Genomic DNA, 15,905 nt, shown 5'->3' on the forward strand with positions numbered 1-15,905 from the left:
GACCAAAATGTAAGTGAAAGAGAGCCAATGGCTCTCTTTCATTTTTTTCATTATGTACTTGAATCATAGCATGCGTAAAATTAACGCTCTAAAACCCCTAAATATCTACTTTGGTCCCATAGGTTTAATGGATCTATGTCGAGTGTTGATTCCATGAAATTGTTATACTTTATGCTGTATCTGCTGCCTTGGGTAATACATTCAATCCAATTATTTGCTGTATAATCTGGGACTTCATTTGGAATACCCAGGAGACGGATTGCTCGGAAAAGCTTTTCTTCTTTCCCTGCAATCAGTGTAACGATAAGGATTCGGCTGGCGATCCATTTGTCAATGACAGGCTGACTAAGAGGAACGACTGGATCAAGCGGAATCGTATAAATAAAAGGGTCCTCATTTGGACCAATCTTGGCCAATAGGAGCAGATTTTGATGATTTTCAAAAGCACCAATTTCAATCGGGTAGTTCATTAAAAGGTCCATTTCATAATCAGTAAACTTTTCTTCTATTATACTTAATAATGCAGAATCCAATCCTGGTAAAAAATGCAGATAAGCTCCATAAGGAATATTTGGCGGCAAATGCAATACAGGATAACCTTCTGCGAGATAATCGGTAACCCACTCTACCTTCATAAACTATTATTCTCCTCTCCGATTTACAAAATCTTCTTACTCGATTTGCCTCTAATAAGAAAATAACACAAGTAATAATCCAATTATTAGAAAACATATTTTACAAATTTGTGAACCTTGTGAATTAAAAAAAAGCTTATGTTATTTTTTTAAACAGATAGAAATAAAAACCAATCGTTGAATTTCCTATTTAAAAGGAGAATGATAATATGAGAGTGGAGCGGATTACTGATTACTTTGAAGTAGGTCTTCCAGTGTTACATATGCCATCAAAAAATATAAATGGGGCTTTCCTGCATGCGATGAGCGATACTGAATCTGTCGTTATTAGTATATCAAAAGAAAAATTCAACGATGCAGACAATGAACTTGATTATTTAATGAACGCCCCAATTGAAATGGGAGCATATGAGAAAAACAATCATTTATTGCTGCTCGTAAAAATAGGTTCAATTGAAAATTTATATATTTACCCTTTACCATTAAACCCCGTTCAGGGGGTAAATGAGGGAACTGTTAATGCATGGGTGGAAAGCCGATTTATTGTGATCTGTTTTATCGAGGGTAAAGAAGAACTTACATTTAAAGGAATCCGTGTTCAAGGGATCCCAGACGATATACGAGAACATGTCATGTATCACTGGAGATACTGTTTTGATCACGAAAGTGGGTATTCTTTAAAATACCTTAACTTCACTTTATCCGCACTTGAAATGGACCCTGCCGAATTGTGGAAGCGGGGTAGAACTTTAGGTGAGTTAGAGGATTAGCTTTATTAAATGGAAGTATATTATGCTGCGACAGCACCTAAAGCAAATAATTGTTTAATTGACTAAGATTAATATAATACAGGAGATAAGTATATGAATGAGTTACAGGTATTTAGTGAATTGCATAAATTTATAAATGGGTTAGGTCCAATGGAGTATTCAGTTGCTCCAAAGAGTTTAACGTTAGGATATAAACCAATTCGTTTTTGGGGAAATAGGTATAAGTTTGCCACTTTATACGGAGAAAAACGCTACACCTGTTTGATCATTCATGTTGATCCAGGTAATAAAGAATCTATTAACGGAAAAATAATTCAAAAAGAAATTCAACAAATCTTGCGTTTTGATATCCAAGATATGAGAAGTTTTGCTTTAAAGAAAAATGAGGTTTATATTCCAATTGAAGTAATTGATTCAAAAGAGAAAATCCAACTTTTAAAAGATATTGTTCGAAAGCAGTATGAGCAATTTATTAAGTAGACGAAAAACTACGATTTCAGTTTGAAAAGAAAGGAGATCGAATGAAAGTTGTCTGATATCGAATTAGTGGATGGCGGGATACACGAATTAAAGGATGTATATCAACAATATATAAACGACTTTGCAATTGATGAGCTAAAAAAATACGAACAGCTTGAATTTTTACTAAGTAGAAATAATTACAAATTGCTGTTAGCGAAAGACATAACTATTAATGAGATCGTTGGATATGCTTTTATATATGAATTAAAAAAATTTAACGCTATATGGCTTGATTATATTGCAGTTATTAAAAAGTATCGAAATCAAGGTTATGGAACCGTTTTTTTAAATAAAATTTTACATTATAACGAGGATGGACTCGGAGTATTTATTGAGGTCGAGATACCTGAAGAAAGCTATAATAAGAAAAATCAATTAAGAAGAATAAAATTTTACGAAAGATTAGGCGCCAAAAAGTTGCATCTTTCTTACTTATTCCCGACTTATAATGGTGGATTTCCGATGTTCCTCTATTTTAGACCCTCATCTAACATTCGGAAATTACCAAAGAAGTTGATTCAGGAAGCGATAGCTGAAGTTTTTGAAAATATACATACGGACGTAAAAAATAGGGAACACATATTAATAAAGTTCTTTTCAACAATTGAAGATGAAGATTTTGTTTAATATATTGATTAACTAAAGCTCTTCATGAAGAAAATTAAAATAATTGAAAATCGGTATTTAATCAATTATTGGAATCATGGAACAGATAAAGTAAACCTAGCGGTGATTGTGAGATTAAATTGGTTATAATTAAATATCTATTATTTTTAGGATTGAAAATCCTAAAGTACTTTTTATTTTTTAAATACTGGAAGTATATATTGATATTTTCATTTATCATTTTATTCATTGTTTTAATTGTTATTATGATAAGACGTATTTATAAAACATAAAACAGTCTTTCTTTTTAAAGAAGTCACATTTGATTATATTTAAATTTGCTCATAATTTATTTTAGTATCTTGATGCTATTCGGGCCATGAATCCATTGACGGCAATGTTGAAATGGAGAGTATAAAATGAAAAATTTTTTTAAGAAGGCTGGAGAAGTATTAAAGGAAGGAAGTATCGAAATTTCAATAATCTCCGGAATGTTTTCTGCTATATTGGATTGTCAAACTGAAAAAATTGAGGCGGAAGGCATTTATGATGTAAAAGTTGTATTTAAAGAAAATTATCTTGAAGTAACTGGATATGCCAAAAAGCTCTTATTAAAGATACCTTTTAAAATTGAGTTTACACCTTATGCTGCGGAACAAAGAGTGATGAAATTTGAAATTAGGAATATGACTCCTCTTAACCAAGATTGGATTAAAAGAAATTATTTAATAAGCCGCCTTTTGTAAATTATCAAAATGGATTGCTGCAAATTGATTTAAATGGCTTTGAGAAAGTAAAGGCAATTCCTGTAGGTGAGATTCGGGAATTTAAAATTGAAGTTAATAAAATGTTGGTAAGAATAGGGCTATAATATTTGTAATTGAATATGATTGTAAAAGCTTGGAGTGTTCCTCCAGCTTTTTTTATACCAAATTTGCAAACATATGTTCTATAATGAAGAGACAAGATAATTATAAGAAAGGTGATCTAATTGAGATTCAATTTGGAAGTCCATCTAATTATTGAAGGAACTGGGATGTTGTCTAGAGGAATTTTTACCGCAAGAAATAAAAATGAAATTGCTAATGTAGCTTATCAATACATTCAAAACATAAAAAGGGAGACCGGGTATCGTACCACTTTAATTCACAAGGTAATTATTGACGGCACAAAAGATATAACAGAGGAGGTAAAAGAAATAGACAACCGGCACATCCCAAAAATGGATGATATTTTTTAGTGATGCTCAAAAATATGATCCAATTTTGGGATGCCTAGGAATATGTTTATTATTTATGTGAAGAAAAGGATTGATGCTCGATTTTTGACGATAAGTTTTATTGACAAATGATACTATTTAGTAATACTATATACTGGTAGTAAGTAATAATGAATATCGGTAACACAAAATACCTGTGATACAGAGTACTGAAAAAATAAGTGAAATACAATGGAGGAAAGAATTTGGATAATATTACTGAAATGCTGAAAGGAGTGCTTGAGGGTTGTGTACTTGAGATCATCAGCCGTGGCGAAACTTATGGCTATGAAATCACGCAACAGCTGCGAGAACTAGGCTTCGCTGATGTGGTTGAAGGCACGGTTTATACGATTACGATGCGGCTTGAGAAAAACGATCTGGTGGACATCGAGAAAAAGCCCTCAACTAAGGGACCGCCGAGAAAATTTTACACACTCAATGCAGCAGGGCAAGAGCAACTTGGAATTTTTTGGAGAAAATGGGATTTCGTCTCAAGTAAAATTAACGAACTCAAAACTAAATAAAATCAAAAGGAGAGAGGTAAAATGAGTTTTTTTGAAAAAATTATCGGAAGTCTGGATGACAAACGGGAATGGAAGGTGATGGAGGCACGTGCGAAGGCACTTCCAAGTGAGTATCACAACGCTTACAAAGCTATCCAAAAATATATGTGGACTGCTGGTGGCGGTCCCACTGACTGGAAGGGCACCAGCCGTATCTTTGGCGGCATTATCGATCTATTCGAGGAAGGAGCAGCGGAAGGCAAGAAAGTAACTGATCTTACGGGCGAGGACGTGGCTGCTTTCTGCGACGAACTAGTGAAGGATGAGCAAACTTGGAAGGATAAGTATCGCAAGAAGTTGAACGATACGATTAATCGTGGATAACGGCGAAATTCTAGTGGATTTTCGCCTAGTACCGAAACTAACAAGCAAACCCGAAAAGATCGTTCGAGTTTGCTCCGTGTAGGAGGATTAGAAAGGAAGATGAAAATGACTGGAAATATGATTGAAATCAAAGGTCTAGTCAAATCCTTCAAGGATAAAGTAGTCCTGAAAGGTGTGGATTTAGAAATAAAACAAGGTGAAATCTTCGCTCTCCTTGGTGAAAATGGTGCAGGAAAAACTACCACGATCAAAATTCTTGCCACTCTATCAAAAATGACAGCAGGGACAGCAAGTGTCAATGGCTTTGATGTGATAAAAAATCCGAATGATGTGAGAAAATCAATCTCGCTTACAGGTCAATTTACTGCTATTGATGAAATATTGACCGGTCGAGAAAATCTCATCATGATGGCGAAGCTCCGTCATCTATCGCAGCCTAAAGTCATTGCGCAAGAAATGCTAGAGAAATTTGACTTGACTGAAGCAGCAGACCGTAAGACTTCAACTTATTCTGGTGGGATGAAGCGTCGCTTGGATTTAGCCATGAGCTTTATCGGGGAACCTGCTGTGATTTTTCTTGACGAGCCAAGCACAGGACTTGACCCGAAAGTCCGTCTTGAAGTTTGGGAATTGGTGCGGGATCTTAATGAAAATGGTGCGACTATTTTCCTAACAACACAATATTTGGAAGAAGCAGAAGCACTGGCAGATCGTATCGCTATACTTCACAAAGGTACTCTTATCGCTAACGCTCCTCTTGCTGAGCTGAAAGCTATGCTGCCTGAGGCAGAAGTCGAATACGTCAAAAAAGAACCAACACTCGAAGAAATCTACTTGCACTTGACCGGTGAGAAAGGAGAAGCTAACAATGACTAGTTATTTATTTCAAGATATTTCCACCATGGCGAGTCGCTCGATGAAGCATATTTTTCGGAGTGTAGATACGATTATCACGGTGACTGTGATGCCGATTGCCTTTATGCTCATGTTTGTCTATGTTTTTGGTGGAGCTATGCATGCAGGAACAAGTGCTTCCTACGTGAAATACCTCTTGCCAGGAATTTTGCTTCAGTCAATTGCGAGTGGGGTGGCTTACACCGCCTACCGTCTCTTCATTGATGTGTCCAAGGGAATCTTTGAACGATTCCACTCAATGCCGATATCACAAAGTGCTGTACTCTGGGGGCATATTTTGACTTCGCTATTGTCTAATGCTATCTCAAGTGTTGTGATTGTGCTGGTTGCTTTGGTGATGGGCTTTCGTTCGTCTGCTAGTATCCTTAATCTGCTAGCAGTTGTTGGAATTCTGCTATTCGTTGTTCTTGCATTGACTTGGTTGGCTGTCCTTGCAGGCCTTTCTGCAAAGACTGTGGATGGGGCGTCTGCCTTTTCTTATCCTCTGATTTTCTTGCCCTTTGTCAGCTCGGCATTTGTCCCAACTGTCTCTATGCCTACACCAGTCCGTATTTTTGCTGAAAATCAACCCGTGACAGCCATTGTCAACACGATTCGTGCTCTACTCAATAATCAAACTGTAGGAAACACTATCTGGATTGCTCTTGCATGGTGTTTGGGAATTACAATTGTTGCTTATCTCCTTGCAATACGTGCTTATAGAAAACGTATCTTGGGGAATTAAGATTTTTTTACAGTAAAAAGTAATGTTTGAGACAAATAGAGAGAGAGAATCATTAATGAGAAACAAAAAGCAATTTTAAAAAATAACAACAGATATTGAACTATCCTTACCGACATTTGAGTGGCAGCGTTTCTATGATAATTTTTTATATAGATGTGATTCTGTTCACCATTTATTGTTTCCGTGTATGGTAGATTATTACTGCGTACATTGTTTGATGGAGAGGGGAACTTTCCTTTTTTCCAATTTGAAATAATAGGTAGGTAATTTACGTGCTGATTAGTAAACGGAAATATTTGAATTTAGTACAAGAAAATGAGGATTTGAAGGAACAATTAGATGCACAGTTAAGAGAAAACAAACGAAAAGAAGAGATATCGAAAGCCTTTAAAGAATCATTTAATCGGGAGTTAGCAACTACGATTCATCAGCATGAAATGGTCAACGACCAGCACCATGTAATGGGAGAGCTAGTTAATAAAATTAAAAATCATTTTGATAAGGTGAATGATCTTAGTCAGCACTCCTCAAATAATTCAGAGGATCTTGCCATAAAAGGTGATATATTAATTAACTCTTCTATTGATATGGCCGCAAAGTCGGAAGAGGGGCGGTTATTGGTAAGTCAAGTTGAACAGTTAATTTTACAGTTAGGCAGACAGCTTAGTGAGACCTTTGAAAAAATGAACCACCTAAATGAGCGTTCAAAGGAAATAGAATTAATCGTTAAAGTCATTAAAGAAATTGCTGAGCAGACCAATCTTTTAGCGCTAAATGCCTCAATTGAAGCAGCGCGTGCTGGCGATCAGGGCAGGGGATTTGCTGTTGTTGCGGATGAGGTTAGAAAGTTAGCTGAAAATACCGCTGACAGCACTAACAGTATAAGTGAATTAACGAAAAATATACAAAAGGACATTCTGGATACTCTTACATCGACTACTTCCAGTAAAAAACTAATTAAAGATGGAATTCATCTAAGTTCCGATACTTCAAAAAAAATTGAATTTATTTCCAATGTTATTAATGGAGTGAAAATAGAGGTAAATGAAGTAATTGAAAAAATTAAAGAGCAAAAGGATTATTCACAAAATTCTATGGATGAAATTAGTAACACAACGTCCCTTTTTAATGAAATAAAGGATTTAATTCTCACACATATCAATGATGCCAGTGTAGTTGATTCAAAGTTGGATGAGGTTATGAAACAAGTAAAAATATTGGAATGAAAATAGAATTTTTGATAGTTAGAAAAAGAAGCTGACTCAAGAGTCAATATAATTGACTTTTGAATCAGCTTTTTTAATTGGTCTACTTTTTTATCAGAGTTGCCTTTTCTTGATATATGTCAAGGTTCTTGAACAATAAGTACCGCTAAAATAATGTTTGGGAACCAACTTAATTGTATATGTAAGTTCTAGTTGCAAAGGTTGTATTATTTCTGATCTATAAAAATAAAAAGGTGTGAAAAGTTTTGAAAATAGGGATAGATAAGATTGGTTTTTATACACCGCATCTCTATGTTGATATGAATAAATTGGCTGATGCAAGGAAAGTAGAACCTGAAAAATTCATCATTGGGATTGGACAGGAAAAAATGTCTGTTCCTCCAATTACACAGGATGCCGTCACGATGGCAGCTAACGCCGCATTGGAAATTTTGGAGGAATCCGATAGGGAAAAAATTGACTATGTCATTTTTGCAACGGAGTCTGGAATTGATCATTCAAAGGCCGCAGCGATTTATGTTCATCGTTTATTGGGTATAAATCCAAATGCACGGTCCATAGAAGTAAAAGAGGCCTGTTATGGAGCTACCGCTGCCATCCACATCGCCAAAGGGCATATAGCACTAAATCCTGAAAGTAAAGTTTTAGTTCTTGGATCAGACATATCGAGATATGGTTTAAATACGTCTGGAGAAGTTACCCAAGGAGCGGGTGCTGTTGCGATATTAATGAGTGCGAATCCAAGGATTATCGCTATAGAGGATCCAAGTGCGTATCATACAGAAGATGTCATGGACTTTTGGCGACCGTTATACTCTAATGTAGCTTTTGTCCAAGGCAAGTATTCTGTTGAACTATACATTTCCTTTTTCCAGAATGTTTGGGAACAGTATAAGAAAAAAACAGGCCTGGAATTAAAAGACTTTGAATCATTTTGTTTCCATTTACCCTATACGAGGTTAGGCTTAAAAGCGTTAAAAACAGTAATTGATGAGGGAGCGGAAGAAGAACAGGAAAGGCTGCTGGCCAACTTTGAATTAAGCAGGAGCTATAACAAGGTTGTTGGCAATATTTATACTGGTTCCTTGTATTTGAGTTTGCTATCCCTGCTTGAATTAAATACAGACATTAAAGCAGGGGCAAGAATTGGTCTATTCAGCTATGGTTCGGGGGCGGTTGGAGAGTTCTTTTCCGGCATTGTAGAGCCTGATTATCGGGATTTTTTATACGTTGAAAGACATGGAAAATTATTGTCGAGTCGCAGAGAAGTTTGTATTTCCGAATACGAAGAAATTTTTCAGGAAACTTCCCTCGCTGATATATCAGGTAAAAAGTTCCCAATTGAAAAAGATCCAGCGGTAATTTGTCTGGCTGGGGTAAAAGATCACATGCGAGAATATGTATATAAGTGTAATGAGATTTAAAAAGTGAGGCTGACTCAGGAAAATTGAGTCAGCCTTGTTGTTTTGTATAGTAGGAAGTATCCAACTATCACCTCAGCTATTTGGGTTAGATCAATTTAAAATGGTTGTTTTTGTATTTGCATTAAAATTTCCTTTGCATTGGCAAAATCCATGTTTTTTCTTTGCTTTAATTGATCAGCGACGTAGTTGATTTCCTTACCTTTGGCTCCGGCACTTATGGCAAGAGCTTTGGCTTGAAGACCCATATGACCCTTTTGGATTCCTTCTGTGACAAGTGCCTTAAGGGCTGAAAAGTTTTGTCCCAGTCCGACTGAAACGATAATGGATTCCAGTTCTTTAGCATTTTGACACCCTAAAAGAAGTTTACTAAATTGGGCAGCAGGATGGATATTAATAGAACCTCCGACGGTGCCAATTGGTAAAGGAACAGTCAGACTGCCGATTAAATCTCCGTTTTTCGCTTTACTCCATGTTGATAGCGAACGGTATTGACCGGAACGCGAAGCATATGCATGGGCTCCGGCTTCAATTGCCCGCCAATCGTTTCCAGTGGCTAAAACAACCGAGTCAATCCCATTCATAATTCCTTTGTTATGGGTGACGGCTCTGTACGGGTCTACAATAGCAAGTTGACCAGCCTCAACGATTCGGTCACGCACTTCTTCCCCGAGTAGTTCCCTTTTTTCAATAAGGAAATCGGAATTTGGCAACTTGCAGTGGCCAAGCACTCTGTTGCGTAGTTGGAAAGAATACCCATTAGAGCGGTTCCATTTGTTAATTCCTCCAGGTAGGGTTTAATGGCTTCAACCATCGTGTCGATGATGTTCGCTCCCATTGCTTCCAAAGTTTCAATATGGAGATGGATGACTAAAAACGAAGGCGTCTCTAGAGCTTGATCAGCAGCAATGGGTCGTACCACAATTTCTTTTGCTCCACCGCCCCGTTTTACAATAGAGGGGTGTGCCTCATTTGCTTTTTGTAATATGGCCAGTTGGTGTTTCATTACTGTTTCTTGTGCATAGGTGAGATCTGGAATATCCTTTAAAGCAACTTGCCCAATCATTCTGCGATTTTGAATCGTTGTTTGAAAACCACCCGCTTGCTTTATAATTTTTGCTGCGGAGCTGGCAGCTGCAATAACTGAAGGTTCTTCGATGGCCATTGGGACAACGTATTCCTTTTGATCAATGAAAAAATTTAAAGCCACACCAAGCGGCAGTTCATATGTGGCAATTTGATTTTCAATCATATGATCTGCAACCTCTGCCGGTAGTTGTAAACTATCTTTCAAGAGTACGGCATCCTCTTTGGTTATACATTTATTCAAAACTAATTCTTCAATTCTCTCAACCCGATTTTTTTCATAAAATTTTTTCAAATATTCTTTTGGCATTTTTTCTCCTCCCGTTTCGAACCATCGAAAATCCTGTAGATTAATCGTTATTTTAAGGGAAATAACTTTTAAAATATATGACCATGGTCAAGTAATGCCGTGAAATAATTTTTTATATAAAGAAGGGAATTACAAAGCTAAAAGTAGAGACCTTGTACTATGGTGATTAAAAGGAACCAAACGATTAAAAATAAGGTAATAAATAATAAACTATACAAAAAAGCCAGCTGTCCTTCAGAGCAAAAGTGAAAGCCAGCTGGCTCATGTTAATTAAAAATTGGCTATTTTATTGTTTTTGTGAATTTCTTCCGTACCGGCTTCCAATGCCGTCTGGTAATATAAGCATTTATGCTCGATGACTTCCATTGTTTTTTTTAGCTCTGCCATCTGCGCTTCTACACTAGCTTTTCGTTCCAAAAACATGTCATATCTTTGTTGCAACGTGGAATCCCCCTCAGAACACCAATCAATGAAGGTTTTAATTTCTTTAATATGCATTCCAGTGGATTTCAGGCATTCAATTAATTTTAAAGCACTAATATCCGATTCTTTAAACAATCGCGTTCCGTTTTGTGCCCGTTCTACAAAAGGCATAAGTCCTTCCTTGTCGTAGTAATGCAAGGTATATATGGTAAGATTCAATTCTTTTGCAACTTCGCTGATAGAATATGTCTTCATCACTTATCTCCTATTCTTACTGATATAGACTTCGAGTTAGCTCTAGGGCTCGAAGGGATTTTATCATGGTAGATACTGAATGTCAAAGTCAACTTTTAGGAAAAAGAATATTAACTAATCTCTTGACCTAGAGTTAACTATAGGGATTAACATAGGTTTTGCAAGAGAAAAAAGTAGGGATAGAAGTAAATGAAGGGGAGTTTTAACCTGAGGTCCTTATAAATACCCTGTACAAGCGTATTCTCTTGAAAAATATAAATTTTTGGAGGTTTCTTTATGATAACTGCAAAAGCACGAGCTGTTGATGGTCCAGATAAATCCTTTCGAGCAGCTGAAATTAAACGACGCGATCTTGATTCGAATGATGTTCTAATTGAAATTAAATATGCAGGCATATGCCATTCTGACATCCATACTGCTCACGGGGAATGGGGTCCCGTGAACTATCCACTCGTACCCGGACACGAAATTGCTGGTATTGTTACGGCTGTTGGTCCTCATGTTACCAAATACAAGATCGGTGACCGGGTTGGGGTCGGATGTATGGTTGACTCCTGTGGTGAATGTGAGAACTGCCGTAAAGGAGAAGAACAATACTGTCTAAACGGCAATATCCCTACCTACGCTGGCGTTGACAAATACGGCGAGCCTACTCAAGGTGGCTATTCTACACACATCGTCGTAACGGAGGGCTTTGTAGTCAGAATACCTGATAACATTGAGCTTGATGCTGCAGCACCATTACTTTGCGCAGGTATTACGACATATTCTCCACTAAACCATTGGGGAGCGGGTCCTGATAAGAAAGTAGCGGTGTTAGGTATGGGTGGTCTTGGTCATATGGCCGTTCAAATTGCACATGCCATGGGTGCAGATGTTACTGTCCTGTCACAAACATTGAAGAAAAAAGAAGATGGTTTGCAACTTGGCGCAGACCATTACTATGCCACAAGTGACCCAGAAACATTCGTACAACTTGCCGGAACCTTTGACTTAATTATTAACACGGTAAGTGCAAAGTTAGATCTTAATGCTTATTTGTCACTGCTTGCTTTGGATGGCACTCTGGTAAATGTTGGTGCGCCCGCAGAGCCGCTGTCACTAAATGTGTTCTCTCTCATCGGTCATCGCCGTTCGTATGCAGGTTCAATGATCGGAGGCATCCGCGAGACTCAAGAGATGTTGGAGTTTTGTGCAGAACATAACATTGCTCCTATGATTGAAGTCATTTCGGCCGACCAAATCGATGAAGCCTACAAACGCGTATTAGCTTCGGATGTGAAGTATCGATTTGTGATTGACATCAGCACGATGTGAGTTGCGAAAATAAAAACTTCTTATGCTAATTTCAAGGATGTCCCAAAGGCCTAGCTTTTGGGACATCCTTTTATCTTATATTATTATGAATGTGCTATTGTTTACCTAGCCATTTGGATTAAGCCATAGTCTAGCAATTCTTAATGAATTATTCATATACTGGATATGATAGGATTCTAATATGTGTGAAATAAATCACAATTTTGAAATCTCACCCTGTTAAAATAGAAGTAAATCCAAGGAAAAGATTTTTTTAATGGGGGAAAGATATATGAGCAGAAGGAAACTAGCGATCAGTCTAGCCGCTTGTTTAATCATATTAAGTTTGTTTTTCGTATTAAATTTAGCAGTAAACAAAACCAAAAATGTAAAAGCCAAATCAAATCTCACTTCTCAAGCAAATGAACCACAAAAAGGTGTTTACCAAAAACCTACCCCAATAAAAATTGCTCGTATTGGGGAACATGAATTGAATATAGAAATGACTGCTCAGATTACTAATATTGAAATTAATAAAGGTGAGAAATATCAAGCATGGACATTTAACGGACAAGCGCCGGGTCCTGCCATAGTCGTGAATCAAGGCGATACAATCCATTTCACTTTAAAAAATATAGACCCATCCATGCCGCACAGTATGGATATGCACGCTGTACATGCTACACCATCAAAAGATTTCGTTGATGTTATGCCAAATAAAAGCGGCAGTTTCACTTATACTGCTGACAATCCGGGAGTGTTCATGTACCATTGTGGTACAAATCCTGTTTTAATGCATATTGCAAATGGAATGCATGGGATGATTATTGTAAAACCAACAACTGGTTATCCAACTGATTCTCAAGTAGACCGTGAGTATGTGGTGATTCAAAATGAATGGTATAAACAAAATAACTTTAATGATATGAAAAATAACAAACCAAAATATGTAGTTTTCTCGACAAAAGCTTTAAAAGACGGGGATTTGAATACTAATGGAACAGTTGGTGCTTTAATTAACCACCCTCTTTTAGCCAAGGCAGGAGATCGAGTTAGATTTTATGTCTTAAATGTAGGTCCAAATGAAACAAGTAGTTTTCATGTCGTTGGTACACAATTTGATGATGTCTATTTAGATGGGAATCCTTTTAATCATTTAAAGGGAATGCAGACAGTTTTACTAGGCGCGAGCGGTAGTGCGGTTGTTGAATTTACTGTGAATGACAAGGGAAGCTACCCATTTGTAAACCACCAGTTTAATGATGCAACTAAAGGAGCAAGTGGTGTTCTTAAAGTAACAAAAGACGGAAATGATGATGGCAGTATGGTAATGACTCATTAATTTTGAATCATTGTAATAAAACAAATTGTGCAGTCACCATAAAAAGACATTCACACCTATTTGTCTTTTTATGGTGACTTGTACTTTCTACTGCCAAGCTGTTTTCGTACCTCTTATCTGCTAAAAGCAGTTTAACTATTCTTATCTTGTAATGTATCTTTATCCTTTATAGATTGATACATATTGATGGCTAAATGAATATTAAATAATTGTTGACTATCATTCAAGTCCGTTAAAAGAATTTCCTCAATTCGCTTTAAACGATAGGTTAAGGTATTTGTGTGAATATGCAGGGCATCTGCCGTTTTCTTTATGTTTTGATTATGGTCTAAATAACCAATTAGAGTGCTTAACAATTCACCTTTTCTAGATTGTTCGTATTCAATAAGAGAACCTAATACTTCCTGAATAAAATCGATCAATTCTTCCTTTGAATTTTGCAAAATAAACCGCTGCACGCCAAGATCTGTATAACTGAGGACTCGATGATCAAAAAGATAGTTTTTGAGAAACTGTATGCACTTTGTCGCTTCTACAAATGACTGATGGACAAAAGTAAGACCTTGCTTCATTCTTCCAATGCCAATCGATATGTCTATCTCTCTATATTTATTGTTAATCTGATGCTGTAAATTGTTTGCAAGTTCTTTTATTTCAGCAACATTATTGGATGAAGAAACTTTTGAATTCAGGGATAGAAGCGCAGCAATTTGATTATCAACCATTACTGCCATTCCTTGATAGTTCCTCCCCTGTAATGTCCTATTGGCCATATGGAGTAAATTCCTGATATCAGGAACGGCAAAAATCTTTTGCTCGTTTCCCTTCTTTTCTAAATTAATAATAATGGCAACATAATGTCGGTTAGGTTCAAAGTTTAAATTTTTTGCTTGCTGAATGAGGGCTTCATCCATCTGTCCTGAAAAAAGCTTCGTCACGAATTCTCCCCTCAAACGCTGCTGTGTTTCCAAAACGGCTTGCTCTTTTACCAATTCAAGTGAAATGACCGTACAAGCATGTTCAAGAGCAGCGATATCCACTTCACTCATTTTTTGTTTAGAAAGGATCATTAGTCCGCCTAGAGACTTGAGTTTCGAACCTAGTGATAATACAACCAATTGATAATTAATATCATTTAATGTTATCTCGGAAACGGTACGTGAATTTTCTAGTCTTAGGATAATTTGTTTGGCATATTGATTGATATACTCAGTCATCTCATCAGAAAATGAGGAGTGGCAGGCAAAAGCCTTAAGTTCTCCAATTTCATCAAAGAGAAACAAATTCTCTCCAATGGTTTTATTGATAAAATTCATAATCGATTGAATTCCTTCTCCATTTACAACAAGATTAGCTAAGTTCCTATGTATTTCCATTGATTGGGAAAGCTTTTGAACCATTCTTTCCTTTTCAAAATAAAGGCTGGATTTTTCTAACGCAATTGCTGCTTGGTGTCCAATTGCTTCCAATAGATGAATGTCCTCTTGTTTAAACTGCAAAGAATGTTCGAAGGAGTCCAATGTAATCATGCCAATACATTTTCCCTCTTGTAAAATAGGTGAACTAATGACAGATGTAAAATGAAAACTGCTCGGAATCGACCGTTCCAATAAATCTCTGTTAAATGGAGTTAATGTAGACAGTGCCTGTTTAATTTCTACCTCATTTTGAAACATGAGACATTTTTTTGCAGCAAAAGATAACCCAGTCATCGATTCACCGCTAGCTAGTTTAATTTGCCTAAAAATATGTGGATAAAATAATCCTTGGGCTGATTTTGCGATTAGTCGATTCTGGTCTTTGTCAAAAATCCATATAGATCCCCCACCTGCAGCTTCAACGACAGATATCGTTTCATTCATGATGGAATCAAAAATGGTATCAATATCTAATTTGGAATTGATCATGTTGGACACTTGGATTAAGGACTTTAGTTGCCGATGTGTTAATGTATCTTGCATATTCATCATCCTTTCTCTAAGATTTTGTATTTGAATCCGCTTACACAATTTGTGTAAAACACACAAATTTTTTATCAGAATATTCATAAAAATCAACATAGCCAAAAATAACCGATCGTTATATTCTTATTATATGAAAATTATGAAATTAAAGAAAGGAGGAGAGCACCTAAAGGTTTTGTTAAGGTTTCGCCATTATTCAGCAAAAAAAGTAAATGCAAGGCGGTTTTTTGTCGAAAACAGTCAGAATATTCAGAAAGGTGTT

Annotated in this window: 18 protein-coding genes; 13 read left to right on the plus strand and 5 right to left on the minus strand. The window is 36.5% G+C overall.

From position 1 onward, the window contains the following. Positions 1-80: 80 nt before the first annotated feature. A complete protein-coding gene (locus RCG17_RS24415; protein WP_308172610.1) occupies positions 81-635 on the minus strand; it encodes a hypothetical protein in 555 nt (184 codons plus the stop codon). 209 nt (positions 636-844) lie between these two features. Between RCG17_RS24415 and RCG17_RS24420 the strand changes: the two genes are divergently transcribed. From RCG17_RS24420 to RCG17_RS24470, 11 genes are all read left to right on the plus strand, one after another. Then, positions 845-1,405 (plus strand): hypothetical protein, encoded by a 561-nt coding sequence (locus tag RCG17_RS24420; RefSeq protein WP_308172611.1) that lies wholly within the window; start codon positions 845-847, stop codon positions 1,403-1,405. Between the two features lie 93 nt (positions 1,406-1,498). Then, entirely contained in the window at positions 1,499-1,885 is a 387-nt protein-coding gene (locus tag RCG17_RS24425) for a hypothetical protein (RefSeq protein ID WP_308172612.1), read from the plus strand. A 48-nt stretch (positions 1,886-1,933) separates the two neighbouring features. Beyond that, positions 1,934-2,554: a GNAT family N-acetyltransferase gene (locus RCG17_RS24430; RefSeq protein ID WP_308172613.1), complete on the plus strand. Its 621-nt coding sequence runs from the start codon at positions 1,934-1,936 to the stop codon at positions 2,552-2,554. Between the two features lie 398 nt (positions 2,555-2,952). Then, on the plus strand, positions 2,953-3,279 hold the full coding sequence (locus RCG17_RS24435; protein WP_308172614.1) for a hypothetical protein: 327 nt from the start codon (positions 2,953-2,955) through the stop codon (positions 3,277-3,279). Between the two features lie 245 nt (positions 3,280-3,524). Continuing rightward, positions 3,525-3,773, plus strand: a complete 249-nt coding sequence (locus tag RCG17_RS24440) for a hypothetical protein (protein WP_308172615.1) — start codon at positions 3,525-3,527, stop codon at positions 3,771-3,773. Positions 3,774-3,997: 224 nt separating this feature from the next. Next, a complete protein-coding gene (locus tag RCG17_RS24445) occupies positions 3,998-4,318 on the plus strand; it encodes a PadR family transcriptional regulator (RefSeq protein ID WP_308172616.1) in 321 nt (106 codons plus the stop codon). 21 nt (positions 4,319-4,339) lie between these two features. Next, positions 4,340-4,681: a DUF1048 domain-containing protein gene (locus tag RCG17_RS24450; RefSeq protein WP_308172617.1), complete on the plus strand. Its 342-nt coding sequence runs from the start codon at positions 4,340-4,342 to the stop codon at positions 4,679-4,681. 105 nt (positions 4,682-4,786) lie between these two features. Beyond that, positions 4,787-5,557 carry an ABC transporter ATP-binding protein gene (locus RCG17_RS24455; protein WP_374120983.1) on the plus strand — a complete coding sequence of 257 codons (771 nt, stop codon included), beginning with the start codon at positions 4,787-4,789 and terminating at the stop codon, positions 5,555-5,557. 25 nt (positions 5,558-5,582) lie between these two features. After that, positions 5,583-6,320: an ABC transporter permease gene (locus RCG17_RS24460; protein WP_308172619.1), complete on the plus strand. Its 738-nt coding sequence runs from the start codon at positions 5,583-5,585 to the stop codon at positions 6,318-6,320. A gap of 272 nt (positions 6,321-6,592) precedes the next feature. Further along, positions 6,593-7,546: a methyl-accepting chemotaxis protein gene (locus RCG17_RS24465; protein WP_308172620.1), complete on the plus strand. Its 954-nt coding sequence runs from the start codon at positions 6,593-6,595 to the stop codon at positions 7,544-7,546. Positions 7,547-7,791: 245 nt separating this feature from the next. Continuing rightward, positions 7,792-8,970, plus strand: a complete 1,179-nt coding sequence (locus RCG17_RS24470; RefSeq protein ID WP_308172621.1) for a hydroxymethylglutaryl-CoA synthase — start codon at positions 7,792-7,794, stop codon at positions 8,968-8,970. Between the two features lie 95 nt (positions 8,971-9,065). On the opposite strand, the gene RCG17_RS24475 is transcribed toward RCG17_RS24470, so the two are convergent. From RCG17_RS24475 to RCG17_RS24485, 3 genes are all read right to left on the minus strand, one after another. Then, a complete protein-coding gene (locus RCG17_RS24475) occupies positions 9,066-9,629 on the minus strand; it encodes a hypothetical protein (RefSeq protein ID WP_308172622.1) in 564 nt (187 codons plus the stop codon). Further along, positions 9,587-10,363 (minus strand): hypothetical protein, encoded by a 777-nt coding sequence (locus tag RCG17_RS24480; RefSeq protein ID WP_308172623.1) that lies wholly within the window; start codon positions 10,361-10,363, stop codon positions 9,587-9,589. Before RCG17_RS24480 ends, RCG17_RS24475 begins: the two co-directional genes overlap by 43 nt. Before the next feature lie 270 nt (positions 10,364-10,633). After that, positions 10,634-11,041 (minus strand): MerR family transcriptional regulator, encoded by a 408-nt coding sequence (locus RCG17_RS24485; RefSeq protein WP_308172624.1) that lies wholly within the window; start codon positions 11,039-11,041, stop codon positions 10,634-10,636. Positions 11,042-11,317: 276 nt separating this feature from the next. On the opposite strand from RCG17_RS24485, the gene RCG17_RS24490 reads away from it, so the two are divergent. Both RCG17_RS24490 and RCG17_RS24495 read left to right on the plus strand, forming a co-directional pair. Next, positions 11,318-12,358 (plus strand): NAD(P)-dependent alcohol dehydrogenase, encoded by a 1,041-nt coding sequence (locus tag RCG17_RS24490; RefSeq protein ID WP_308172625.1) that lies wholly within the window; start codon positions 11,318-11,320, stop codon positions 12,356-12,358. Positions 12,359-12,629: 271 nt separating this feature from the next. After that, positions 12,630-13,679: a multicopper oxidase domain-containing protein gene (locus RCG17_RS24495; protein ID WP_308172626.1), complete on the plus strand. Its 1,050-nt coding sequence runs from the start codon at positions 12,630-12,632 to the stop codon at positions 13,677-13,679. Positions 13,680-13,810: 131 nt separating this feature from the next. On the opposite strand, the gene RCG17_RS24500 is transcribed toward RCG17_RS24495, so the two are convergent. Beyond that, positions 13,811-15,640, minus strand: coding sequence for a helix-turn-helix domain-containing protein (locus tag RCG17_RS24500; protein ID WP_308172627.1), 1,830 nt, complete (start codon positions 15,638-15,640; stop codon positions 13,811-13,813). Between the last annotated feature and the right edge of the window lie 265 nt (positions 15,641-15,905).

It is taken from the genome of Neobacillus sp. PS3-12 (assembly GCF_030915385.1).
In the GTDB taxonomy this organism is placed as follows: Bacteria; Bacillota; Bacilli; order Bacillales; family Cytobacillaceae; genus JAEVLT01.